We start from the raw sequence: 24367 nt of genomic DNA on the forward strand, positions 1-24367 counted from the left end.
CCCGGCCTGTCGGTGCCAGAGATGGGCTTTGTGGTCGGCAAGTTTGGTCAGTGTACAAGAGTCAGGTAAGAATTGACTCATAAGGCTCACATTAAACCAACATGAACAATCCTTTAGGAATTTTTGGGCGCTTCAGTCGAAAACCAATGAGCCCTTATCGGACATACTGATTGGCGACTGTGAACCACCTCACAGCCTCGACTGTGCCATCCTGCTACACTTGATCTCACGGCAATTCCGGCAGGAGGCGCAGATGTCCACATCCATGATCCCTATCATCGCCCTCGGGTCGGCGGGTCTCTATTCCGTGGCCATGATCGCGATGAAGTTCTGGTGGAAACTCCCCGGCGTGGGTCTTGGTCTACTGATCGTCGCGACCCTGCTGGCCGGGGCCACGCTGGAACTCGCCGCCCTGCGCGAGGAACGGCTGGGCATCATCTATACCGGCATTCTGGGGGCCGAGGTTGTTCTGATCGCCATCGCCTCGTTCTTCCTGTTTGGCGAGAACTTCTCGTATCGCGAAGTCGCGGGCATCGGTCTGGTCATCCTCGGCACTGCGCTGGCCTGGGCCTGACGCAAACATTAACCGATTATGAAGTTTCCCTTAGGTAAGTTGTAACCGGCACACCTCCGCCCAATCTGTATCCCACAGCAAGGATGTTCGTTTTTGAACTCCAAAGGGTCGCTTTCAGGAGGAAAGCCCATGACCAGATACATGACTGTCGGAGCGGCTGCTCTGGCCACCAGCCTCGCGCTCGGAACCGCTGCGCTGGCCGATACCACGCCGGACCTGCGCGGCACGTGGCTGGGGAGTTATACGACCGTGCAACCCAGCCACTATTACAAGGGGGATCAGCCGCGCTTTAATCAGGCCGAATGGATGCTCGACGTCCAGATGCAGGAAGACAATGTCTTCTGGGGGCCCAGCAAGTGGCGTCGGGATGGCGATACCGAATGGAACGAATATGAGGCCACCGGAACCATCAGCCTCGATGGATCTGGCGCGATCGGCATCGTTGAAACATCCCCGCTGGTGATTGGCGCAAATGCGTTGATCGATGCGCGGTACGAGGACGGCAAGATCTTTGCCGATTTCCGTAGCCTGCGGAACGGAACGACCTACAGCACCGTTCTGGAACGTCAGGTGAACTGAAGCGTTTCCGGCCCGATCGGATGGTAAAGGGGGTTAATGCCGCTGAAATTTGTGACTGCGGCATGGAGTAGTAGGTACCCCGGTCAGGTCGGAGCGCTTCTCATCAACAATCGTCTCCACAGGGAGGAGACGGACCGGGCGGCAATCTCGCCGCCCACGACAGGGTTCAGACCCCCGCGTTCGAGAATGCGGCGTTCCTCGGCACGGGTCATCTGGATCTCGCGGACCTTCAGCGCGGCGTCGCACGCGGTGAGGTACCTGCCGTCCGGCCTTGAGAGTACCGCTTGATAGGAAGTGAAACTATCCACTGCAGGGTTTCTGGGTAGCTTTCCCACTCCACTGGATCGTCTCGTGGATAGGGCTCATTGCCAGCCCATCGGATTCTCAAGGCTGCTGCCATGTACAGGTTGGTTGAGTTCTGATCCCGCAACATCTGGATTGCCTGATCAGCCAGATCTTTGGACGGGCAATAAGTGGACCAGGCACTCAGTTCGGTATCATCGTATAGCACAAAGAGGATATTCGGGGCACCTTCCGCGGAAGCCTTTGGCGCGACCCGAGCCCAATCGGATTCAGAATCCCTGACATTCAGTTCGATCGTGCCATTGAACCCGGGGAAGCCCAAGGGCCTCTTCATTTCTGGCGCTTCCTGCGCCAGCAACGGTTAGTGCTCCGACGACTAAAATGCGAATGATCATCAACAGAAGTTCCCTTGAAATGGATTATTCGTGAAGCCAAGAGTTCTTTCTGAAAAATATGGTATCAAATTGAACGTTTAAACCAACCTGTGCGTGTATGCCGGTGAAAACCTTTGACCTTATAGCCAACGATGTACCTCAGCTGGTCGTCGCTGGGCAAAATGCATGCTTTCGTCAAAGGAATGTTCCAGTAAGACCTGTCGCGCTTGCTTTCCGAAATTGGATCTCGTCTACGCTACTTCTACGCACTATGGGCGATTTCACAGCAATGACCATTCATTGATAGTGCTTTCGCAGAGGTCTTAAGATCGGATACTCTTGCCAATTACTTCAACGCACTCATCGGGAATTTCTATCACAAGAGCGGCCGACTGCGGCACTCGAGTTATTTGATATTTGCAGGGCTGCATTCATGTAGCCTGGCGGCGAAACGGGTTAAGTCTCAAAGTGACTTTGTTCTTTGGCAACATTTTTGTGAATGCTGCATTTCGGTCTCTTTTCCGCCCATTTTTTCACTGATACACATGCAACATAAAAAGTTAGGCGAGTAAATGTACGGGCGGGTATATGGGAACCGGGTTTAACGGTCAGGTAGCGATATCTTGGTCGCAGACAGAGATTGACGGGCTTGAGGCGGCGCCTCTTGCCCATATGGTTGTCGGTGCAGCTTGGTCTTGGCGGGGCCGCAGGATCGAATTGTCGGCAGATGCTGATGTTTATGTTCAGAACGATGCATACTCAAATGTTGTATCAGCGCTGGCGGCACGAGCGGATGTTGCTTTTGACCCGCTTGCTGTAGCTCAGGGCTCGCTCGTCGTGCTGACAAATGGAGCGCAGAAATTCACTGCCGAGCTTGTGCAAATTGTCGGTGGTTCTTCTCTGATGTTGATTTTCAATGACGGATGCCCCGAAGCGGATCAAGAGTTTTGGGTCAGTGAGGCGGCTGAGAATGTGGAGCCCGCCGATATTGGATTTATCGATGACAGTAAGGTGATTGCCTTCCCCGGTTCTGGGGCTGAGGTGATCGCAATTCCCGCAGATATGCCAAAAATCGTGGGTGTTGCCGCTGAATAGCAGGCCGCACCGCTGAAAATTGTATGAATAATACGGAAAACGGCCCGACTGTTCGGTTCGGCATGTTGACTCTGGTAAAACTGCAGATATAAGCGCGGCTTCATTGGTGTTGGTGGCCCCCGCAAGGGGATGCCTGTCATGGGGGAAACCTCAAGAGGACAACGCCCTTCATAGTGGCCAATGTGGCCTCGACCAAACGAAGGAGATCAGCCGTGACCAAACGCACGTCTGCCAAGTACAAAATCGACCGCCGGATGGGCGAAAACATCTGGGGTCGTCCGAAATCCCCAGTCAACCGTCGTGAATACGGCCCCGGCCAGCACGGTCAGCGCCGCAAGGGCAAACTGTCGGACTTTGGTCTGCAGCTGCGTGCCAAGCAGAAGCTGAAAGGCTATTATGGCGACCTGACCGAGAAGCAGTTCCGCCGCATCTACGCCGAAGCTGTTCGTGTGAACGGTGACACCGGTGAAAACCTGATCGGTCTGCTGGAACGTCGTCTGGACGCTGTTGTCTACCGTGCCAAGTTTGTTGCAACCGTGTTTGCCGCGCGTCAATTCGTGAACCACGGCCACGTCAAAGTGAACGGCAAGCGGGTCAACATCCCCAGCTACCGTGTCAAGGAAGGTGACGTGATAGAAGTGCGCGACAAGTCCAAGCAACTGGCTGTTGTTCTGGAAGCGGCTGCTCTGGCAGAGCGTGATGTCCCAGACTACATCGATGCAGATCACTCGAAAATGACTGCAACGTTTGTGCGCGCACCTGGCCTGAGTGATGTGCCTTACCCGGTTATGATGGAACCGAACCTGGTCGTCGAATTCTACGCGAAGAACTAATCTTCGCCGATCTGCTGAGTTTAAGGACCGCGCTTTAAGCGCGGTCTTTTTTGATTTTGGGGGCTCTGCCCCCGTCGCTTTGCGACTCCCCCGAGATACTTTGAGCCAGATGAAGAGGCGGATCCGAGGAGGAACCCATCGGTGAGCGTTGCGATAGCGCAAGGGCTGAGCCGAGGATATCCGGGCATTTCATTCTACTGAACCGGCGATGACCTGCTTCGAGGCGGTCTGAAGGAATTGCCGCTTTTCTCAATGCGATGAGAAGGGTAAGAGGGGCCACGTTATTGGAGCCCCTCATGAACCAGATCACCCCACAACCCGGCATTATGGACATCGCACTGTATCAGGGCGGGCAGTCACATGTTGAGGGCGTGGCTGAAGTCATCAAGCTGAGTTCCAATGAAAACCCTTTCGGACCAAGCCCCAAGGCAATCGAGGCCGTGCGCGATAGCGCAGCTTCGTTGCATCGTTATCCCAGCACCGATCACGCCAGCCTGCGCAACGCGATTGCTGAAAAGCATGGGTTGAACCCGGACCGTATTATATGCGGCGTCGGCAGTGACGAGGTGCTGCAATTCGTAGCGCAGGCCTATGCCGGGCCGGGCGATGAGGTGATTTATACCGAGCATGGGTTTTCCATGTACCCAATCATCGCGCGCATGGCTGGGGCGACCCCAGTCATGGTTTCCGAGCGGGATCGTCGAGTGGACGTGGATAACATCTTCGCTGCGGTCACAGGCCGGACGCGGATTGTCTTTGTAACCAACCCAGGGAACCCGACTTCAACAATGGTTTCTGACGCAGAGTTGGTACGGTTGGCGCAGGGGTTGCCCACCGATTGCCTAATGGTGCTGGATGGCGCCTATGCAGAATTTGTCGACGGCTTCGATGGCGGGGCAGGGTTGGTTGACCGGTTTAGCAACGTCATCATGACCCGAACATTCTCCAAGGTGTACGGTCTTGGGGGCATGCGCGTTGGCTGGGGCTATGCAGCGAAAGAGATAATCGACGTGCTGAACCGCGTCCGGCAGCCCTTCAATCTGTCTTTGACCGCACTGGCAGCCGCAGAAGCCGCTGTAGGCGACGAAGAATATCTGCGGTTTTGCCAGTCAGAGAATGCGCGCCTTCGCATTTGGTTGTCCGAGGAACTGGCCAAGGTTGGAGTGGCCTCAGATGCCTCCTGCACCAATTTCGTACTCGCCCGCTTTGCTGATCGGAACGAGACTGAGGCTTGTGACGATTTCCTGAAAACTCAGGGTTTGATCGTTCGGCGGGTTGCGGGCTACAACCTGCCAAACGCTCTGCGGATTACCGTAGGTGACGAAAACGCCTGCCGCCGCGTGGTTGCAGCCATTACCGCGTTCAAAGGGGGCGCTGCATGACCCAGATATACGACCGTGTGGCGCTGATTGGGCTAGGCCTAATCGCATCCTCCATGTTCTGGGCGATCAAACGCGCCGGGCTTGCAGGCGAAGTTACCGGTTATGCCCGATCTGAGGCGACACGTGAGACTGCGCGTCGTATCGGGCTTTGCGACCGGGTATGCGATACCGCGCAAGAGGCAGTCGAAGATGCTGACCTGGTGGTCCTTTGTGTTCCTGTTGGGGCGATGGGAGCCGTGGCAGGAGATATCGCACCAGTTCTGAAGCCGGGTGCAACAGTTTCGGATGTCGGGTCGGTTAAGCGTCATGTAATCAAGGCTGTCTCGCAGCACATCCCCGATGGGGTCCATTTCATTCCTGCCCACCCTCTAGCCGGAACCGAACATTCCGGCCCCGAAGCTGGTTTCGCCGAGCTGTTTGACAACCGCTGGTGTCTGCTGGTGCCAGTGGAAGGTTCGGATATAGGCGCAATCGCACAACTGCGCGCTTTCTGGGAAGGCATGGGTTCGAATGTCGATGAGATGGACGCTGATCACCATGATTTGGTTCTTGCCGTTACCTCGCATGCTCCACACCTGATCGCCTACACGATGGTGGGTGTCGCAGATGATCTTCGGCGGGTTACAGACACCGAAGTAATCAAATACTCGGCCGCCGGTTTCCGTGACTTTACGCGAATCGCAGCCTCAGATCCGACCATGTGGCGCGATGTTTTTCTGACCAACAAGGACGCGACGCTGGAGATTCTGGGGCGTTTCACCGAAGAACTCTTTGCACTTCAACGGGCTATCCGCACAGGTGACGGAGAGCAATTGTTCGACTACTTTACGCGCACTCGGGCAATCCGCCGAGGCATTATCGATGCTGGGCAGGACACGGATGCACCAGATTTTGGGCGGGGAAAGACATCGACATGAGAGGCTTGAGCAGCAGCTTATTGATAGGTTTCGTCGTATTGACGGCAACGACTTCACATTCCGCTGCGCCTGAAGCCTCTCTTGTTCCGCTGACACGCCCAGTGAACTCCGAGGTGGTTAAAACCGTTGTCACTTCCAACATCCGTCCCATCCTAAGGCCTTCTTCACCTCAGGTAACAGCCGCGGCGGCCCGACCCGTTGATCTCCCATTTTTGGGGCCAGAGAATTCGATCCGGCCATTTGTTCGACCAGAACAATTGGAACAGCAAGTTCTCTTCAAGAAACGCAAGCTGCGCAAAACCTCGGTGTGCGGTGACATCGACATACAGGGCAAGGCGGTCGGGCGTGTTAATGGCAAGATCAAAGCCTGTGGGATCAAAGACGCGGTTCAGATCACGTCGGTTTCAGGGGTCAATTTAAGCCGCCCTTCAACGATGGATTGCGGAACAGCGCAGGCACTGAACAAATGGGTCGACAAAGCCGTTATACCCACATTCAAACGACGTGGTCCGGTGGTCGAACTGCAGGTCGCCGCGCACTACGCTTGTCGAACGCGGAACAACCGCAAAGGGGCGCGAATATCCGAACACGGCAAGGGGCGCGCCATCGACATATCGGGTTTCAAGATGGCGGATGGTGAGGTGGTGACAGTCCTGGATGGTTGGCGCAAGAATCCGTCCAAGAAACAACTAACCAAAGTCTGGCGCGGCGCTTGTGGGCCGTTTGGCACGGTTCTGGGGCCAAACTCGGATCGCTATCATCGGGATCATTTCCACCTTGATACTGCGCGGTATCGAAGCGGTACTTATTGCCGTTAACGGAGAACCAGCCGGGGTGCAGGGCCTAGTGGCAAAGGCCCCAAGGCTACAAATCCGTCACGGAAATTCAGTTGTAAATCCAGCGCATTCGGATTGCCGCCCAAACCGGCCATGAACCCCAAAGCGCGGGTCACCGCATCAACTGCCTGATCAGGAAGTGCGCCTGCAGCATTTGCCATCGCGATCATATCGCGCCAGTTTTCCGCCTTCATCGCGATTTCACCGGTTGGGATGCCTTGTTCGTCTACATCCAATTCTCCGGTGGCGAACAGGCGCAACTCTCCCCATTTCACCTCTGCCAAACGCAGGTCGATCTCGACGGGTTGAGGGCGACGCTGCTCAAGCGCCGAGCGATCCCAAGGTTTGTCGAAAGTGACAAACATATCCAGCTCAAGTGTTTCGAACGATTGCGGTAGGGTCGAGGCTGAACGCATCAGACGCCTCAGATCATCACCGGGTGTAAATCCGTCGACATTTGCCGTAATCCCATAGCTTTCGGGTGCTCCGGATTGTTCCATCACAAGACCCAGCGTTTGACCACCAGCCTGCGGATCACCTTCGGTGGTCAGCAACCAGCGTTCAGAAGTCAGCGCCATTTTCTCAAGCACCAGTGCGACGCCAGGTTGGAGGTGCAGTTCGGCTTGTAGCTCCTCAGCCTGAACAGTTGTGGTCTGGTCGAAATAGGACAGGCGCTGTGGTGTGCTGGCAAAGCGCAGCATCTGACGACCAGGCCAGATTGCTGGGCTTTGGAACTCGATCCAATCCGCGCTCCATGCCGTTCCGTTAACTGGATCGGCCAAAGCGGGGTTGTCTAGGCGCGTGATGTGTTGAAACGGATATCCGGCCGTTGTCACGTCTGAGAAGTCAGCCTGCCAGCCCAGTTCTTGCTGCCTGTCAAACCAACCGGTCAGTGCGTTGCGCAGCCCGTAACCGGCCACAAACCAATACGCGCTCCACGCAAGGGCGATAAATACAAAAACGCGTATCAGGCGACGCATGATGAATGGCCCTTTTTCCTGCCTCGGATTTGATGTTTATAGGGCCAAACAGGCAAGGACCAGTGCAATGACGATGTGGGTATTTGGATATGGGTCGCTGCTGTGGAACCCGGGTTTCCCGGTAGCCCACAGTGAACGTGCCACTTTGCATGGATATGCGCGGTCGTTTTGTATGCGTTCGATCCACCATCGCGGCACCGAAGAGGACCCCGGTCTGGTTCTGGCGCTAGACGAGCAGCCCGACGCGCTCTGCACTGGATTGGCTCTGGCCGTCGAAGCAGGACATGAAGATCGCACCTTGGCGGAACTGCGCGAGCGCGAGCTGATCTCGTCAGCATATCTTGAACGAATGCTTGATGTGCATCTGGACTGCGGGACGATCGTGAACGCAGTGACTTACGTAATCGACGCGCATCATGTTCAGTATTGCGGTGGCCTGCCATTGGAAGAGCAGGCCCAGATCATCGCCCATGCGGTTGGCGGGCGCGGACCGAATACCGAGTATCTCTATAATACCGCGTCGCATCTGACCGATATAGGGCTGCACGACCCGGACCTTGAGTGGTTGTCGCAACGGGTGCGGACAATCAGTGCATAAACTCTTGGCGTCGCGGGACGAACTTCGTTAGGTTCAGCCCAGAGCAGACAATACCAGGAGCCACGCGCATGGCGCAGGCACATCAGGGCGTGAGACCGCATTTCTCACAACCGATCCGTCAAATCTTGATGATGCTGATTGCAATCGGGCTGTCGGGGCTAGGCGTGTTCATGGCGCTGCCCTATGTGTTGCCCGTCGTTCAAGCCAATCTATATCTTAACGGGTTCATCCTGCTGGTATTTGTCATCGGTGTTGCCGCCTGTTTTCTGCAAGTTACGCAGTTGATCGGCTCGGTTCGTTGGATCGAAGCTTTCATCGGCGGGGTCGAGCGCGACGATGTGCGCCCGCCGCAATTGTTGGCTCCGCTGGCGTCGCTTCTACGAGAACGAGGTGCGCGGTCTCAGATCAGTTCCAGCTCAACCCGGTCAATCCTCGATTCCGTCGCCGAACGGGTGGAGGAGGAGCGTGAGATCACGCGTTATATCACCAACGTGCTGATCTACCTTGGTCTTTTGGGTACCTTCTTTGGACTGGCTACAACGGTTCCGGCCATCGTCGACACAATCCGCAGCCTGAACCCTCAGGAAGGCGAGGAGGGCTTGGCCGTCTTCAATCGTCTGATGACGGGACTGGAATCACAGCTGCAGGGAATGGGTGTTGCCTTTGGCTCGTCTCTACTGGGCTTGGCTGGATCACTGATCGTCGGCTTGCTGGAATTATTTGCAGGTCATGGCCAGAACCGCTTTTACCGTGAGTTGGAGGAATGGCTGTCATCAATTACCCGCGTCGGATTTGCGGCGGGTGATGAAGGGGGCGCCGAACTGGCCGTACTGACACCGGTTCTTGATGCGATGTCCGAGCAGATGGATGCCCTGCAGGATATGTTCTCGGCGCAAGAAGTTGACCGGATCAATGTCTCAACCAAACTGGGTCAATTGGTTGATGTGATCGGGGAAATGAACCAACGGCAAGCCCAGACCGAAGGCGTTACGTCGGCATTGGAACGTGTGGCGCTGGGGCAAGATGCACTGCTGGATCATATGCGCGAACACGGCGCGGGTGAGGGGATCGATGCCGAAAGCCGGATGCGCCTACGATCGATGGATGTACAGCTACTGCGTATTCTCGAAGAGATTTCCGCCGGTCGTCAGGACAGCATGAACGAGCTGCGCAAGGACTTCGAGCTACTGGTCAAAGCACTCACTCTTCCACGCGGCGCGGTGCGCAGCTCTCCGGAAGGAGAGTAACGGATGGCGCTGTCTCGCCGCACAGGGCAACGGTTCTCGGGCTCGGTCTGGCCCGGTTTCGTGGACGCAATGACCGGCTTGCTGATGGTTTTGACCTTTGTGTTGACCATCTTCATGGTTGTCCAGTTTGTGCTGCGCGAGACCATTTCAGGCCAAGAGGATGAACTGACCGCGCTGTCCGACGAAATCGCAGCACTGGCTGGGGCGTTGGGGCTGGAAGAGCGGGAAAACAGCCGCCTTCAAGCTCGGTTTGGAACGCTGAACACGACCCTGAATCGGGTCGAAGATGATTTGGCGCAAGCACAAGGACGCATCACCGACTTCGAGGCGCAGGTCGCCGCATTGCTTGCTGATCAGGAACGGGCACAGGGAGATATTACGGCGCTGGAAACTCAGCGCGATGAACTGCTGACTGAACAAGAGGCCCTCAATCTGGCGCTTGCCCAAAGTCGGCAGGAAATCGACGCGCAAGCCGAAGCCGCGCGTCTGGCCGCTGCACGGCGCGAAGCGCTTGAGGCCTTGATTGCCGACCTTGAAACCAACAAAGATGCTCAAGCCCTTCAAATCACTGAGCTTGAGCAACAACTGACCAAAGAAGAAGCCGCGCGTCTGGCCGAGGCGGCTGCGGCGGAAACCTTGCGCGGTCGTTTGCAGGATGCAGATGCCGAGCTGACGGCGATGACACTCGCATTAGAAGCACAACGCAAGGAAGCCGAAGAAACACTGACCTTGCTGGCCGCAGCGCGGGCCGCGCAGGCAGAGTTGGAGCAGAAATTTGGCGAAATCAATGCCGAAGAGTTAAGAGCTCAGCTTCAGGCTGCGCTAGAGGCACAAACGCAAGCTCAGGCGCAGGTCGACGAACAAAAGTCACTCGCAGACGAGCGTGCTGCGCTCTTGGCTTTGGCACAAGATACACTTGCGTCAGAGAAAGAGATATCGGCAGAGGCGCAGCGGCAGACCGCCCTGTTAAATCAGCAGATGTCGGCGTTGCGTAGCCAGCTTGGATCATTGCAGGCGCTTTTGGATGATTATGAAGATCGAAATGCGGCAGCCGAAATTCAGATTCAAACGCTGGGACAGGATTTGAATGCGGCCCTCGCGCGTGCGGCCTCGGAAGAGCGCCGCCGAAGGTTGCTGGAAGAGGCCGAGCGTATCCGTCTTGAGGCCGAAGCCGAGGAACTCGCCGGTCAAAACCAGGAGCTGACAGCACAGGCGGAAGATCTGCAACGTTACCGCTCGGAATTCTTCGGGCGTTTGCGGGATGTGCTGGGCGATCAGGAAGGTGTTCGGATCGAGGGTGACAGATTCGTATTCTCGTCCGAGGTTCTTTTTGCCACAGGCTCGGCAGAGTTGTCTGTCGAAGGCCGCCAAGAGGTCGCCAAGGTCGCCAATATTCTGCGTAGTATCGCCGCAGAAATCCCTGGTGGATTGAACTGGGTCATCCGGGTCGATGGGCATACCGACAATGTACCGCTTGTGAGTACTGGACGGTATCGCGACAATTGGGAACTCAGCCAGGGCCGCGCTTTGTCTGTGGTGCGCTATATGGTTGATGCGCTGGGTATTCCTCCGGATCGGCTGGCAGCAAACGGGTTCGGGGAATTCCAGCCCGTTAACCCAGCGGACACCCCCGAGGCCCGTGCGCAGAATCGTCGGATCGAGTTGAAACTGACTGAGCGGTAAGCAGCAAACGAGTATCAGACCAACCCGTGAATTCGGGCAAAGGGATCGTGGCTCTTGTCCTTGTGCCACGAATACTCGCACCACTTGGCAACTTCCTCGGCTCTGTCTTCTCCGTGCATCAAGGCGATAGCGCCCAGCGTCATGTCCATACCGGCAGAAACTCCGGATGACGTCAGGAAGGGGCCATCTTCGACCCATCGCGCCTGAGGCACCCAGTTGACATTTGGCCCCTGCGTGCGGACCCACGAATACGCAGCCTTATTCGTGGTGGCGCGCCGATTGTCCAAAACACCAGCTTTGGCAAGAAGAGCGCTGCCGGTGCAAACACTCAGGGTGAACTCCACCTTCTCGGCGCTGGTCGAGATCCAGTCCAGCAGGCGGTGATTCCCGACCTCGCGGCGCGTTCCGGCACCACCGGGGACGAAGAGGATATCATAGTGAGTATCGTCGCTGATCGAGTGTTCGGCGATCGCTTTCAGCTTTTGGTTGCTTTGAATTGGCCCTGGGGTTTCAGCGACAAGTTCCAATTGGAAATCGTCCTCCAGAAGACTGAACATCTCCATCGGGCCAAAGACATCCAGCAATTCAAACCCGGGAAATATCAACGCACCGATTCTACGCAATTCTGCACCTGTTCTCAGCCGACTTATGCAGATGAAAAACGCCTGCCAAATGAAGTTGGCAGGCGTTCAAGCAGGTTTCAAGATTAAGGTCAGTCTGCTGTCAGCAGCGGGGGCTTGTCACCGGGTATACGTGGCTGATCGGGCCCCAGGATTTCAAGGCTCAATTCGCCTTTTTTGACCGAAACACGGACCACGCCACCTTTGGCCAATTTACCGAACAGCAGCTCCTCGGCCAGAGGCTTCTTAATGTGCTCCTGAATGACACGTCCCAGCGGACGTGCACCCATCTTGTCATCATAGCCCTTGTCGGCCAGCCATTCGGCGGCACGGGGGGTCAGATCGATGGTCACGCCACGATCCAGCAATTGAGCTTCAAGCTGCAGGACGAACTTTTCGACGACCTGCAAGATGACCTCTTTCGGCAGCGGCGCAAATGAGATCACGGCGTCTAGGCGGTTGCGGAATTCCGGCGTGAACATGCGTTCGATCGCTGCAGTGTCCTCGCCTTCGCGACGGTCGCGGGCAAAGCCGATGGCGGCCTTGGCTTGTTCCTGAGCCCCTGCATTCGAGGTCATGATCAGCACGACGTTGCGGAAGTTCACCGTACGACCGTTGTGATCGGTCAACTCGCCATGATCCATCACCTGCAACAGAATGTTGAACACGTCCGGATGCGCCTTTTCGATTTCATCAAGCAACAGCACACAATGCGGATGCTGATCGACGCCATCGGTCAACAGACCGCCCTGATCAAACCCGACATAACCCGGAGGGGCACCAATCAGGCGGCTGACCGCGTGCTTCTCCATGTATTCCGACATGTCAAAGCGCAGCAGTTCCACACCCAGCGTATCCGCCAGTTGTTTCGCCACCTCGGTTTTACCCACACCGGTCGGACCGGCAAACAGATAGTTACCGATGGGTTTCTCTGGTTCCCGCAAACCGGCACGGGCCAGTTTGATGGCGCTGGACAGCGCTTCGATGGCTTCATCCTGACCAAACACCACGCGTTTCAGCGAGGTTTCGAGATCTTTCAGAACCTCCGCGTCGTCCTTGGTAACGTTCTTGGGTGGGATACGCGCAATCTTTGCAACCACCGCCTCGATCTCTTTGACGCCAATGGTCTTGCGCCGTTTGCTTTCGGCCAGCAGATGCTGTGCCGCTCCGGCCTCATCGATCACGTCGATGGCCTTGTCGGGCAGTTTGCGGTCATTGATGTAGCGGGCCGACAGTTCGACAGCCGTCTTGATCGCATCCGCCGTGTACTTGATCGAGTGATGCTCTTCAAAATACGGTTTCAGACCACGCAGAATCTTCACGCTGTCTTCGACCGAAGGCTCGTTCACATCAATCTTCTGGAACCGGCGGCTCAGCGCTCGGTCTTTTTCGAAATGCTGCCGGAACTCTTTATACGTGGTCGAGCCCATGGTGCGCAGTTTACCACCCTGCAGCGCCGGCTTTAGCAGGTTCGACGCATCCATCGCGCCGCCCGAGGTCGCACCCGCACCGATCACGGTGTGGATTTCGTCGATGAAGAGAACCGCGTCGGGGTGTTCTTCCAATTCAGTGACGACCGCTTTCAGGCGCTCTTCGAAATCACCGCGATAGCGGGTTCCGGCGAGAAGGGCACCCATGTCCAGCGAATAGATAGTGGTTTCCGCAAGAACGTCGGGAGCTTCTCCAGCCACGATCTTATGTGCCAAGCCTTCCGCGATGGCTGTTTTGCCAACACCGGGGTCCCCTACCAACAGGGGATTGTTTTTGCGGCGGCGACACAGCACCTGGATGCAGCGTTCAACCTCGTCCGAGCGTCCGATCAGCGGATCAACATCTCCCGCGCGCGATTTTGCGTTCAAATCGATGCAATACTTGCCAAGCGCGCTTTCCTTTTGATCGGCCTCGCCAGAGGTGGTCTGCGCTTCTTCTTCGGCTTCATCCGCACCAGTCACCGGCCGGTTTTCACCATAGGCCGGGTCCTTTGCGACACCGTGGGCGATAAAGTTCACCGCGTCATAGCGGGTCATGTCTTGCTCTTGCAGGAAATAGGCCGCGTTGCTTTCGCGTTCGGCGAAGATAGCGACCAGAACATTCGCCCCGGTCACTTCGGTGCGGCCAGAGCTTTGAACATGGATCGCCGCACGCTGGATAACACGTTGGAACGCAGCCGTTGGCACGGCCTCGGACCCGTCTATGTCGGTGACGAGGTTAGACAGGTCTTCGTCGATGAATTCGACCAAGGTGCTGCGCAACTCATCAAGATCAACGCTGCATGCTTTCATTACGCGTATCGCGTCGGGTTCTTCCAGCAGCGCAAGCAACAAATGCTCTAGCGTTGCAAATTCATGTCGCCGTTCATTCGCCGCCGCAAGGGCCGCGTGGATGGCTTGTTCAAGTGTGCTCGAGAATGAAGGCACGCGGGTGCTCCTCTATATTGGGCCGGAAGGGGGCCTTAGGCCGGATCCCCATCCCAACCATGTCCTCATACTATTAGAGTTTGGTTGATCGTGGCCCGGCTTCAAGGGTTTTCTTTCACTTGACAGTCACATTTGTTGTGACCGTGGCCGTGATAGGGGCTTGAAAGGCACTAAAAGTGGTCTTTTCGGGCACGTATTTCGGCAAAAACCGACGCTGGGTCAGAATTTTTCATACCCAGATGGGCCTGAATCACCGGATCTGCAGCGCGCAGAAACGGATTTGTCGCCTTTTCCTGCCCCAAAACTGAGGGCACTGTGGGTTCTCCGGCAGCGCGGGCGCGGTTGATATCGGCCACGCGATCCAACAGGGCAGGGTTGTCAGGATCGATTGTCAGGGCGAATTTGGCGTTTGACTGCGTATACTCGTGGCCCGAGCACACGATTGTTTCATCTGGCAGGGCCGCCAGCTTGCTGAGAGAGGCCCACATTTGTGCGGGCGTGCCCTCGAACAACCGACCGCATCCCAAAGCCATCAGGCTGTCCGCCGTAAAGACGGCGCCGGATTCCGGCATGTAGAATGCAATGTGCCCGACGGTATGACCCGGGACATCCAGAACTTCGACCGGTTCGCTGCCTATATAGAATGTGTCACTTTCAACAACTGCCTGGTCGAGTTTTGGCAGCCGGTGTTCATCCGCCTTTGCGCCGATCACGCGCGCAGGTTGTTTTTCCAGTATGCCACTCAATCCATCCACATGGTCCCAATGGTGGTGAGTCAGCAACACGTGGCTTAATTGCCAGCCTCGCGCCTCAAGTTCCGCCAGAATCGGAGTGGATTCTGGCGCGTCAACCAATGCGGTCTCGCCACTGACGGGATCGTGGGTGAGAAAGGCATAATTGTCGCTCAGGCAGGGGACGGTTACGATCTCAAGAGGCATGGCCTTTTGCCCTTTCATTGCTAGACTGCGCCCAGCTAAGCCGATTGACCGGGTGTCCGCAATGCATCTTGATGTGCAGGATCTGAGGAATTTTTACTATCGCAGCACCTTGGGTCGCGCGGCCCAAGCGGCGATCCGTGGGCGACTGGTGGATCTTTGGCCCGAAGCCAAAGGGCAAACTGTGGTAGGCTTTGGTTTTGCTGTACCTTTGTTGCGGCCCTACCTCAAAGATGCACGTCGTGTGATCGGCTTGATGCCGGGGCCGCAGGGCGTAATGCCATGGCCAGCGGGAATGCCCAATGTCTCGGTTCTGACCGAAGAGACGATGTGGCCAATCGAAACTGGTCACGTTGATAAACTGGTGGTGATGCATGGTTTGGAAAACTCTAACCGGCCCAGCCAGTTGCTGGAAGAATGCTGGCGCGTGTTGGGACCCGGTGGGCGGGCACTATTTGTCGTACCGAACCGGGCCGGACTTTGGTCGCGTTCAGACCGGACGCCGTTCGGCTTTGGGCAACCCTATTCAACAACCCAACTTGAGAACCAACTGCGCGCGCATCACTTTGTACCCGAAAGCCATTGCTCGGCGCTATATCTTCCGCCCTCGTTTCGTCGGTTTTGGCTGAAATCAGGTAGCCTGATCGAAAAAACTGGGCAGCGGATTCCAACCGTCATGGCCGGGGGGGTACTGATGGTTGAGGCGACCAAACTTATCCGGCCACCCAGTGGAAACGTCACCAAAGACGCCGCGAAACGTCCGATCAAAGCGCTGGATGGTTTGTTGAAGCCTGCGTGACAATCCGGCGCGTTTCGAATGGAAAAAATGCGGGAAAAAGGTCACAGGAATCGCAAAAACCTGCATATTCGTAACATTTTTCAACTGCCGCAATCGGTCCAAAGGGTCGCACTTGGCTTAAGTGTATGAAAAATATGGATTTGTGGATAAATCTGTTACCGCTATAGCGTATTGCTTGGTTGGAACACCTCTGCTACATCCCCGGTGATTTTGATCCCCGCCCTAAATGGACGGGGTTTCCTCACGCCCCAAGGTAGCGGCCGCTACTCTAAATCGGGGCCTCAAATATCGGAAGGGTGGACGTGTCCGAACCAGCTTCGATTTCCACAGGCATTGCCGAGCGCTATGCCACCGCGATCTTCGAGATCGCGAAAGAGAATAATGACCTCGCAGGTCTGGAAACCGGAATCAACGATCTGGCAGCAGCATTGGGCGACAGCGCCGAATTGCGCGACCTGATTGCATCGCCTCTGGTTTCGCGCGCCGAACAGGAAAGCGCAATCACCGCAGTTGCCGACAAGATGGGCCTGCATGCCATCCTGCGCAATACGCTGGGTCTCATGGCGCAGAAACGCCGCCTGTTTGTTGTACCGCAACTGGTACAGGTTCTGCGCGACATGCTGGCGGATGAGCGCGGCGAAGTGACTGCTGATGTCGCATCGGCCAAGGCACTGACCAAGACTCAAATGGATAAACTGTCCAAGACGCTGTCCGAGCGTGTGGGCAAGACCGTAACAATCAATGCGACCGTTGATGAAAGCCTCATCGGCGGTCTTGTCGTTAAAGTGGGCTCGAAAATGATCGATAGCTCGATCCGTTCGAAGCTCAACTCCCTACAGAATGCAATGAAAGAGGTCGGATAAATGGGAATCCAAGCTGCAGAGATTTCTGCAATCCTGAAGGACCAGATCAAGAATTTTGGTCAGGAAGCCGAAGTGGCCGAAATCGGCCGCGTGCTGAGCGTCGGTGACGGGATTGCCCGTGTATACGGCCTGGACAACGTGCAAGCGGGTGAGATGGTCGAATTCCCCGGTGGCATCATGGGCATGGCGCTGAACCTGGAAAGCGACAACGTCGGTGTCGTTATCTTCGGTTCTGACCGTGACATAAAAGAAGGTGACACTGTTAAGCGCACCAACTCGATCGTGGACGTTCCGATCGGTGACGAACTGCTGGGCCGCGTTGTGGACGGTCTGGGCAACCCGTTGGACGGCAAAGGCCCGATCAATGCCTCCAAACGTGGCGTTGCAGACGTTAAAGCCCCCGGCATCATCCCGCGTAAATCGGTGCACGAGCCGATGGCAACCGGCCTGAAATCGGTCGACGCGATGATCCCGATCGGCCGTGGCCAGCGTGAGCTGATCATTGGTGACCGTCAGACCGGCAAAACTGCTGTGGCTCTGGACACCATCCTGAACCAGAAAGTCTATAACGACGCAGCAGGCGACGACGAGTCGAAGAAACTGTACTGCGTTTACGTTGCGGTTGGTCAGAAGCGTTCGACCGTTGCACAGCTGGTGAAGAAGCTGGAAGAGTCTGGCGCGATTGAATACTCGATCGTTGTGGCCGCAACCGCGTCCGATCCGGCACCGATGCAGTTCCTTGCGCCTTACGCCGCGACTGCGATGGCTGAATACTTCCGTGACAACGGTCGCCACGCGCTGATCATCTATGATGACCTGTCGAAACAGGCTGTATCGTATCGTCAGATGTCGCTGCTGCTGCGTCGTCCCCCCGGACGTGAAGCCTATCCTGGCGACGTTTTCTACCTCCACTCGCGTCTGCTGGAGCGTTCGGCGAAGCTGAACGAAGACTTCGGTGCAGGCTCGCTGACAGCACTGCCGGTTATCGAAACTCAGGGTGGTGACGTTTCGGCGTTTATTCCGACCAACGTGATCTCGATCACCGACGGTCAGATCTTCCTGGAAACCGAACTGTTCTACCAAGGTATCCGTCCTGCTGTGAACACCGGTCTGTCGGTTTCGCGTGTGGGCTCCTCGGCTCAAACCGATGCGATGAAATCGGTTGCTGGTCCTGTTAAGCTGGAACTGGCTCAGTACCGCGAAATGGCTGCGTTTGCGCAGTTCGGTTCGGACCTCGACGCCGCAACTCAGCAGCTGCTGAACCGTGGTGCGCGTCTGACTGAACTGATGAAACAGCCGCAGTACTCGCCGCTGACCAACGCCGAAATCGTCTGCGTCATCTTCGCAGGCACCAACGGCTACCTCGACAAGATCGACGTATCTGACGTTGGCCGCTATGAGGCTGGCCTGCTGGCGCATCTGCGCGGCAAGCACGCTGACCTGCTGAAGTGGATCACCGACGAAGATCCGAAGATCAAAGGTGACGCAGCAGACAAACTCAAGGCAGCGATCGACGAATACGCCGCGACCTTCGCTTGATAGGGGGTTCCGATGCCTAGTCTGAAGGACCTTAAAAACAGGATCGAGTCGGTCAAATCGACCCGCAAGATCACCAAGGCCATGCAGATGGTCGCGGCAGCAAAACTGCGCCGCGCCCAGGAATCTGCCGAAGCCTCGCGCCCTTATGCCGAACGGTTCAATGCCGTGATGGCGGGGCTGGCGGCGTCGGTCGGGGGCAGCGACAGCGCTCCCAAGTTGCTCCGTGGTACGGGCAGCGATGATGTCCATCTGCTGGTTGTGATGACAGCTGAACGCGGCCTGTGTGGCGGCTTCAACGCGAACATCGCCAAGCTTGCCCGCGCCAAAGCGGACGAGCTGCGCGGCAAAGGCAAGACGGTCAAGGTTTTGACCGTCGGCAAGAAAGGCCGCGATGCGCTCAAGCGTGATTTTGGCGATCTGTTCGTTGGGCATATCGACCTGAGTGAGGTCAAGCGCATTGGCTACAACAACGCGCAAGACATCGCCAAGGACGTCCTGTCACGTTTCGACGGGGGTGAGTTCGACGTTGCCACGATCTTCTACTCGAAGTTCGTCAACGTTGTGACCCAGATCCCGACGGCACAGCAGGTCATCCCCGCCTCGTTCGAGGAAACCGAGGATGACGACAGCGGTGCCGTGTTCGATTACGAGCCCAGCGAAGAGGCCATTCTGGCCGACCTGCTGCCCAAGGGGGTCGCGACCGCGATCTTCTCGGCTCTGCTCGAAAACGGAGCGTCTGAACAGGGTGCACGGATGTCCGCGATGGACAACGCGACACGCAACGCGGGTGAAATGATCGACAAGCTGACGATCCAGTTCAACCGCTCGCGTCAGGCCGTGATCACCAACGAGCTGATTGAAATTATTTCCGGCGCCGAAGCGCTGTAGAGACATACCGGAGACGAAACATGGCGAATGCAAAAGGCAAAGTCACACAGATCATCGGGGCCGTCGTCGACGTGCACTTCGAAGATCAGCTGCCTGAAATTCTGAACGCGCTGGAAACCACCAACAACGGCAAGCGCCTGGTGTTGGAAGTTGCTCAGCACCTGGGTGAAAACACCGTCCGCACCATCGCAATGGACGCGACCGAAGGTCTGGTCCGTGGCGAAGCCGTCACCGACACCGGCGCACCGATCTCGGTTCCGGTTGGTAACGCCACCCTGGGCCGCATCCTGAACGTGGTTGGTGAGCCGATCGACGAAAAAGGCCCGGTTGAAGCAACCGAGGCTCGAGCGATCCACCAGCCCGCGCCGACATTCGACGAACAGTCGACCGAGTCGGAAGTTCTGGTAACCGGCATCAAGGTTGTTGACCTGCTGGCCCCCTACGCCAAAGGCGGTAAGATCGGCCTGTTCGGCGGCGCCGGCGTTGGTAAAACCGTTCTGATCATGGAACTGATCAACAACATCGCAAAAGTGCACTCGGGCTTCTCGGTGTTCGCGGGTGTTGGCGAACGGACCCGTGAAGGGAACGACCTGTATCACGAGATGATCGAATCGAACGTTATTAAGCCGGACAACCTGTCAGAATCGCAGGTTGCCCTGGTTTACGGTCAGATGAACGAACCTCCGGGAGCACGTGCACGTGTTGCTCTGACCGGTCTGACTCTGGCCGAGCAGTTCCGCGACCAATCCGGTACCGACGTTCTGTTCTTCGTCGACAACATCTTCCGCTTCACGCAGGCGGGTTCCGAGGTTTCGGCTCTGCTGGGCCGTATTCCTTCCGCGGTGGGCTACCAGCCAACACTGGCCACAGACATGGGTGCCCTGCAGGAACGCATCACCTCGACCAAGTCGGGCTCGATCACGTCCGTGCAGGCGATCTACGTGCCTGCGGACGACCTTACCGACCCTGCGCCGGCAACCTCATTTGCTCACTTGGACGCGACCACTGTTCTTAACCGTGCGATCTCGGAAAAGGGTATCTACCCGGCGGTTGACCCGCTCGACTCGACCTCGCGTCTGCTCGATCCGGCCATCGTTGGTGAAGAGCACTACAAAGTTGCGACCGACGTTCAGCAGATCCTCCAGCGCTACAAGTCACTGCAGGACATCATCGCCATCCTCGGCATGGACGAACTGTCGGAAGAGGACAAACTGACCGTGGCCCGTGCCCGTAAGATCGAACGCTTCCTGTCGCAGCCGTTCGACGTGGCCGAAGTCTTCACCGGTTCGCCCGGCGTACAGGTTCCTCTGGATGTGACCATCGCGTCGTTCAAAGCGGTTGTCGCTGGCGAATACGATCACCTGCCGGAAGCGGCCTTCCTGATGGTTGGCGGCATCGAAGAAGTGATCGCCAAAGCGGAGAAGATGGCCGCAGAAGCCGCCTAAGGAGTATCCCTGATGGCAAATACGATGCAATTCGACCTCGTCAGCCCCGAGCGGAGCCTCGCTTCGCTTGAGGCCACCGCGGTCCAGATTCCCGGCGCGGACGGGGACATGACGGCAATGCCCGATCATGCCCCTACAATTACCACGCTGCGCCCGGGCATCCTGAAGGTCGAGGCACCTGCAGGAGCCAGCGAGTACCTGGTCACCGGCGGGTTTGCCCAGATCAACGGCGATGGCCTTTCTGTTCTGGCAGAAAAAGCCATTCCGGTCGCGGAAGTGACCCGGTCGCATATGGATGACCTGATCGCAGAAGCCCGTGCCTCGCATGAGGCCGCGAAAGCGGGTGACGATCAATCCATTGTCGACGATGCAGCTAAGTTGCTGGCTGATATGGAAGCCCTTGGAACGCATATGAGCTTATAAAGGTTCATCTCAACCCATTCGAAACGGCCCTGCTTTGCGGGGCCGTTTTTTTGTCGTGATTTCGTCAAAGGTGCAGGGTAAGGTGCCGGAATTGAAAGAAAAGACGACACGATGAAGAAATTTCTGACCCATCCCATCGGTATTGATCAGGGCGAATCCGTTTTGTTTTCCGATTTCGCCGACGGTGGAGATATGTGGATCGGGCAAGGCGCGCGCGAACGCCGAACCGCCATTCGGTTCAAAGAGGCGTTTCGATCAGTGCCATTTGTGCAGATCGGTGTGGCGCTTTGGGATGTGGATACGTCATCTGCGCTGCGAGCTGAGGTGCAGGCAGAAGATATCACCCCCGAAGGATTTAATGCTGTGTTTCGGACTTGGTCTGATACGCGCATTGCCAGAATTCGGGTATCCTGGACAGCGATCGGCGAGGTAGCGCACGAAGATGATTGGAATATCTCCTGAGTCCGTATTGCACGTAAGAGGCGATTGCACCTTTTTGACAGCCGTACCATAACGGAAAAAGCGCCTGCGACGCGCGATGGATACGGAGGACCTTGCCGGTGTTTGCACGCGAGCACATTGAATACAAAGCTTTGAATCTGCCTGATCGTATGGACATGTCGGATGACGAGATGTTGAGTGAGGCGTTGGCATTTTATGACAAGATGAAGCGTCGCCATACCGTACGGGACTATTCGGACCGCTCTGTGTCACGCGCAGTCATTGAAGAGTGTATTCGCGCCGCAGGAACCGCCCCATCAGGGGCAAATCATCAGCCTTGGCACTTCGTCGCAATTTCAAATCCCGAGATGAAGCGCCGAATTCGTGAGGAAGCGGAAGAAGAGGAACGCAAGTTCTATGACGGCGGTGCAGGGGATGAATGGCTGAAAGCGCTGGAACCGATTGGGACAAATGACCAGAAGCCGCATCTTGAAGATGCGCCGTGGTTAATTGTGATATTCGCTCAGAGATGGGGCCATTTCGATGATGGGGTGCGGTTCAAGAATTACTATGTGCCCGAGAGTACAGGTATTGCGACTGGCTTTCTGCTGACGGCATTACATCACGCTGGGTTGGTCTCCCTGACCCATACACCCAACCCTATGAAATTCCTGAATAAACTATTGGATCGCCCTGATCACGAAAAACCGATCATGATCGTTGCGGTTGGTCATCCGAGTGAAGAGGCGAAGGTGCCGAAAGTAGCAAAGATGAAAAAGCCGTTGGATGAAATCATGACGGTCGCCGAGTAGCAGGCCGTCATGATCTCAAATGGCAGAAGCTGTGGTCAGTAGCTTTGCTAATTAGTCCATGTGATAGAGCGACTCGTAAATCGGGGTCAGCGTCTTGTCCTCGAACAGGGATGACACACTGGTGCCGTTCCAGATATTCAGGATTGCCTGTGTGAAGATCGGAGCCGTAGGTACGATGCGGATATTTGCGGCCTTTTCGATCTCGGCTGTTGGTTGGATTGTGTCCGAAAGCACCAAAGATTTCATGACCGAATTGGTTACACGTTCAACTGCAGGTCCGCTCATGACGCCATGCGTGATATAGGAATGCACCTCTTTGGCGCCATTATCTATCAGCACCTGGGCAGCTTTACATAGTGTACCAGCTGTATCGCAGATGTCGTCCACGATCAGGCAGATCTTGTCTTTGACGTCGCCGATCACTGTCATCTCAGCAATTTCACCGGCTTTTTCGCGGCGCTTGTCAACGATCGACAACGGAGCGTTGATACGTTTGGCCAATTCGCGCGCGCGCGCAACACCGCCGACGTCGGGTGAGACCACCATCAGATCGTCCATCTGATCTTTGAATTGCTTCTTCACATCCAGGGCAAAAATCGGTGAGGCATAGAGGTTGTCCACCGGCATGTCGAAAAAGCCCTGAATCTGGGCGGCGTGCAGATCCATCGTAAGGATACGCTCGATACCTGCGCCAGTCAGCATGTTAGCCACCAGCTTGGCACTTATTGGTGTGCGCGCTTTAGTGCGGCGGTCCTGTCGGGCATAGCCGAAATAGGGGATCACAGCAGTGATGCGGGCCGCGGACGAACGGCGCAGGGCATCGGCAATGATCAGCAACTCCATCAGGTTGTCATTAGCCGGGTTCGAGGTCGGTTGGATAATAAACATATCCTCGCCACGCACGTTCTCGAATACCTCAACGAAAATCTCGCCGTCGTTGAACCGTTCGACCCGCGCATCGACCAGCCCCTGGTCAACGCCGCGATGTAGGCTCATGCGGCGGGCAATGGTTTCGGCAAGCGGAAGATTGGCGTTCCCAGCGATAAGCTTGGGTTCGTGAAGTGTCGGCATCGGCTGATTTTCCCCGGGCAGCAGTGGCAATGTGACAGATTCGTGATGTTGACACCGCTTAGCATGGGTCTACCGTCCCGCAAAGATAACGCAGCGGAGAAAGTGAACATGGCCCAGATTGACTACTTTTTTGCGACACTCTCGCCCTATTCCTACCTAGCGGGGATGCGACTTGAAGAGATTGCAGCCAAGCATGGTGCGACGATCAATTATAAACCGCTGGATATCATTGCTCTGTTCGGCCGAACCGGGGGAGTGCCTCCAAAAGATCGACATATCTCACGTATCGAATACCGCGCGCAGGAACTGGTTCGCCAAGCGCGTAATCTGAGCATGCCGCTGAACCTGCAACCCGCGCACTGGCCTACGAATATGGCGCCGTCCTCATATGCCGTAATTGCGGCCATTCAGGATGGATCAGGGGATGTCGGAAAGCTGTGCCATTCTTTCCTGCGAGCGTGCTGGGCAGAAGAAAAGGACATCGCCGACGATGGCGTTATCCGCGATTGCCTAGAGCAGGCCGGGTTTAATCCAAACCTTGCCGATAGCGGTCTTCTGGTAGGTGCAGAAACCTATGCCGCCAATCTTGAAGAGGCCGTGGATCGTGGTGTATTCGGCGCGCCGTTTTATATCACACCGGACGGTCAAAGGTTCTGGGGTCAAGACCGTCTTGACGACCTGGACCGTCATCTCGCTGAGATGAAATAGCCGGG

The 24367-nt window shown here is 56.3% G+C and carries 26 protein-coding genes; 19 read left to right on the top strand and 7 right to left on the bottom strand.

Features of this window, described 5'->3' with window-relative positions; translation table 11 throughout:
* Positions 1-253: 253 nt before the first annotated feature.
* Positions 254-574, top strand: a complete 321-nt coding sequence (locus tag ACR0IU_RS14565; RefSeq protein WP_170685911.1) for a hypothetical protein — start codon at positions 254-256, stop codon at positions 572-574.
* A gap of 129 nt (positions 575-703) precedes the next feature.
* Positions 704-1153 (top strand): hypothetical protein, encoded by a 450-nt coding sequence (locus ACR0IU_RS14570; RefSeq protein ID WP_480716762.1) that lies wholly within the window; start codon positions 704-706, stop codon positions 1151-1153.
* 83 nt (positions 1154-1236) lie between these two features.
* Here the strand turns inward: ACR0IU_RS14570 and ACR0IU_RS14575 are convergent, their stop codons facing one another.
* Together ACR0IU_RS14575 and ACR0IU_RS14580 are read right to left on the bottom strand one after the other, a co-directional pair.
* Positions 1237-1365, bottom strand: a complete 129-nt coding sequence (locus tag ACR0IU_RS14575) for a hypothetical protein (RefSeq protein WP_480716763.1) — start codon at positions 1363-1365, stop codon at positions 1237-1239.
* Between the two features lie 17 nt (positions 1366-1382).
* Positions 1383-1790, bottom strand: a complete 408-nt coding sequence (locus tag ACR0IU_RS14580; RefSeq protein ID WP_480716764.1) for a hypothetical protein — start codon at positions 1788-1790, stop codon at positions 1383-1385.
* Between the two features lie 628 nt (positions 1791-2418).
* On the opposite strand from ACR0IU_RS14580, the gene ACR0IU_RS14585 reads away from it, so the two are divergent.
* The 5 genes from ACR0IU_RS14585 to ACR0IU_RS14605 all read left to right on the top strand — a co-directional run bounded on the left by ACR0IU_RS14585 (position 2419) and on the right by ACR0IU_RS14605 (position 6875).
* Positions 2419-2925 (top strand): hypothetical protein, encoded by a 507-nt coding sequence (locus ACR0IU_RS14585; protein WP_480716765.1) that lies wholly within the window; start codon positions 2419-2421, stop codon positions 2923-2925.
* Between the two features lie 212 nt (positions 2926-3137).
* A complete protein-coding gene (gene rpsD, locus ACR0IU_RS14590) occupies positions 3138-3758 on the top strand; it encodes a 30S ribosomal protein S4 (RefSeq protein WP_010441748.1) in 621 nt (206 codons plus the stop codon).
* A gap of 296 nt (positions 3759-4054) precedes the next feature.
* Positions 4055-5140, top strand: a complete 1086-nt coding sequence (hisC, locus tag ACR0IU_RS14595; protein WP_480716766.1) for a histidinol-phosphate transaminase — start codon at positions 4055-4057, stop codon at positions 5138-5140.
* Positions 5137-6057 (top strand): prephenate/arogenate dehydrogenase family protein, encoded by a 921-nt coding sequence (locus ACR0IU_RS14600; protein WP_170541403.1) that lies wholly within the window; start codon positions 5137-5139, stop codon positions 6055-6057. The genes hisC and ACR0IU_RS14600 overlap by 4 nt, the downstream gene beginning before the upstream one ends.
* Positions 6054-6875, top strand: a complete 822-nt coding sequence (locus tag ACR0IU_RS14605) for an extensin-like domain-containing protein (protein WP_480716767.1) — start codon at positions 6054-6056, stop codon at positions 6873-6875. Before ACR0IU_RS14600 ends, ACR0IU_RS14605 begins: the two co-directional genes overlap by 4 nt.
* On the opposite strand, the gene ACR0IU_RS14610 is transcribed toward ACR0IU_RS14605, so the two are convergent.
* On the bottom strand, positions 6872-7873 hold the full coding sequence (locus ACR0IU_RS14610; protein ID WP_170541397.1) for a DUF2125 domain-containing protein: 1002 nt from the start codon (positions 7871-7873) through the stop codon (positions 6872-6874). The genes ACR0IU_RS14605 and ACR0IU_RS14610 overlap by 4 nt on opposite strands.
* A gap of 67 nt (positions 7874-7940) precedes the next feature.
* Here ACR0IU_RS14610 and ACR0IU_RS14615 point away from each other — a divergent pair, with 67 nt between their 5' ends.
* From ACR0IU_RS14615 to ACR0IU_RS14625, 3 genes are all read left to right on the top strand, one after another.
* The gene (locus tag ACR0IU_RS14615; RefSeq protein ID WP_480716768.1) at positions 7941-8471 is read left to right on the top strand and encodes a gamma-glutamylcyclotransferase; all 531 of its coding nucleotides are present in this window, start codon (positions 7941-7943) and stop codon (positions 8469-8471) included.
* 68 nt (positions 8472-8539) lie between these two features.
* Entirely contained in the window at positions 8540-9718 is a 1179-nt protein-coding gene (locus tag ACR0IU_RS14620; RefSeq protein ID WP_480716769.1) for a biopolymer transporter ExbB, read from the top strand.
* 3 nt (positions 9719-9721) lie between these two features.
* Positions 9722-11401 (top strand): peptidoglycan -binding protein, encoded by a 1680-nt coding sequence (locus tag ACR0IU_RS14625; protein ID WP_480716770.1) that lies wholly within the window; start codon positions 9722-9724, stop codon positions 11399-11401.
* Positions 11402-11415: 14 nt separating this feature from the next.
* Here the strand turns inward: ACR0IU_RS14625 and ACR0IU_RS14630 are convergent, their stop codons facing one another.
* The 3 genes from ACR0IU_RS14630 to gloB form a co-directional block, all read right to left on the bottom strand.
* On the bottom strand, positions 11416-12024 hold the full coding sequence (locus tag ACR0IU_RS14630; RefSeq protein WP_480716771.1) for a DJ-1/PfpI family protein: 609 nt from the start codon (positions 12022-12024) through the stop codon (positions 11416-11418).
* An 89-nt stretch (positions 12025-12113) separates the two neighbouring features.
* The gene (gene clpA / locus ACR0IU_RS14635) at positions 12114-14438 is read right to left on the bottom strand and encodes an ATP-dependent Clp protease ATP-binding subunit ClpA (protein WP_010441757.1); all 2325 of its coding nucleotides are present in this window, start codon (positions 14436-14438) and stop codon (positions 12114-12116) included.
* Between the two features lie 170 nt (positions 14439-14608).
* Positions 14609-15394: a hydroxyacylglutathione hydrolase gene (gloB, locus tag ACR0IU_RS14640; RefSeq protein WP_170779487.1), complete on the bottom strand. Its 786-nt coding sequence runs from the start codon at positions 15392-15394 to the stop codon at positions 14609-14611.
* A 43-nt stretch (positions 15395-15437) separates the two neighbouring features.
* Here gloB and ACR0IU_RS14645 point away from each other — a divergent pair, with 43 nt between their 5' ends.
* From ACR0IU_RS14645 to ACR0IU_RS14680, 8 genes are all read left to right on the top strand, one after another.
* Positions 15438-16172 carry a class I SAM-dependent methyltransferase gene (locus tag ACR0IU_RS14645; protein ID WP_010441759.1) on the top strand — a complete coding sequence of 245 codons (735 nt, stop codon included), beginning with the start codon at positions 15438-15440 and terminating at the stop codon, positions 16170-16172.
* 302 nt (positions 16173-16474) lie between these two features.
* Entirely contained in the window at positions 16475-17035 is a 561-nt protein-coding gene (locus ACR0IU_RS14650; protein ID WP_170392445.1) for a F0F1 ATP synthase subunit delta, read from the top strand.
* Positions 17036-18574, top strand: coding sequence for a F0F1 ATP synthase subunit alpha (gene atpA, locus ACR0IU_RS14655; RefSeq protein ID WP_010441761.1), 1539 nt, complete (start codon positions 17036-17038; stop codon positions 18572-18574).
* A gap of 12 nt (positions 18575-18586) precedes the next feature.
* Complete coding sequence (locus ACR0IU_RS14660; protein ID WP_170541380.1) at positions 18587-19462, top strand: F0F1 ATP synthase subunit gamma; 876 nt, start codon at positions 18587-18589, stop codon at positions 19460-19462.
* 20 nt (positions 19463-19482) lie between these two features.
* Complete coding sequence (gene atpD, locus ACR0IU_RS14665) at positions 19483-20907, top strand: F0F1 ATP synthase subunit beta (protein WP_039537698.1); 1425 nt, start codon at positions 19483-19485, stop codon at positions 20905-20907.
* Positions 20908-20919: 12 nt separating this feature from the next.
* Positions 20920-21330 carry a F0F1 ATP synthase subunit epsilon gene (locus ACR0IU_RS14670; protein ID WP_010441764.1) on the top strand — a complete coding sequence of 137 codons (411 nt, stop codon included), beginning with the start codon at positions 20920-20922 and terminating at the stop codon, positions 21328-21330.
* 111 nt (positions 21331-21441) lie between these two features.
* Positions 21442-21792: an H-type lectin domain-containing protein gene (locus ACR0IU_RS14675; protein WP_480716772.1), complete on the top strand. Its 351-nt coding sequence runs from the start codon at positions 21442-21444 to the stop codon at positions 21790-21792.
* A 98-nt stretch (positions 21793-21890) separates the two neighbouring features.
* On the top strand, positions 21891-22583 hold the full coding sequence (locus ACR0IU_RS14680; RefSeq protein ID WP_480716773.1) for a nitroreductase family protein: 693 nt from the start codon (positions 21891-21893) through the stop codon (positions 22581-22583).
* Between the two features lie 51 nt (positions 22584-22634).
* Here ACR0IU_RS14680 and ACR0IU_RS14685 read toward each other — a convergent pair whose 3' ends face one another.
* Complete coding sequence (locus tag ACR0IU_RS14685; RefSeq protein WP_010441767.1) at positions 22635-23654, bottom strand: ribose-phosphate pyrophosphokinase; 1020 nt, start codon at positions 23652-23654, stop codon at positions 22635-22637.
* 108 nt (positions 23655-23762) lie between these two features.
* Between ACR0IU_RS14685 and ACR0IU_RS14690 the strand changes: the two genes are divergently transcribed.
* Positions 23763-24362, top strand: a complete 600-nt coding sequence (locus ACR0IU_RS14690; RefSeq protein ID WP_480716774.1) for a DsbA family protein — start codon at positions 23763-23765, stop codon at positions 24360-24362.
* Positions 24363-24367 lie beyond the last annotated feature (5 nt).

This window comes from Ruegeria sp. CL5 (assembly GCF_056536485.1).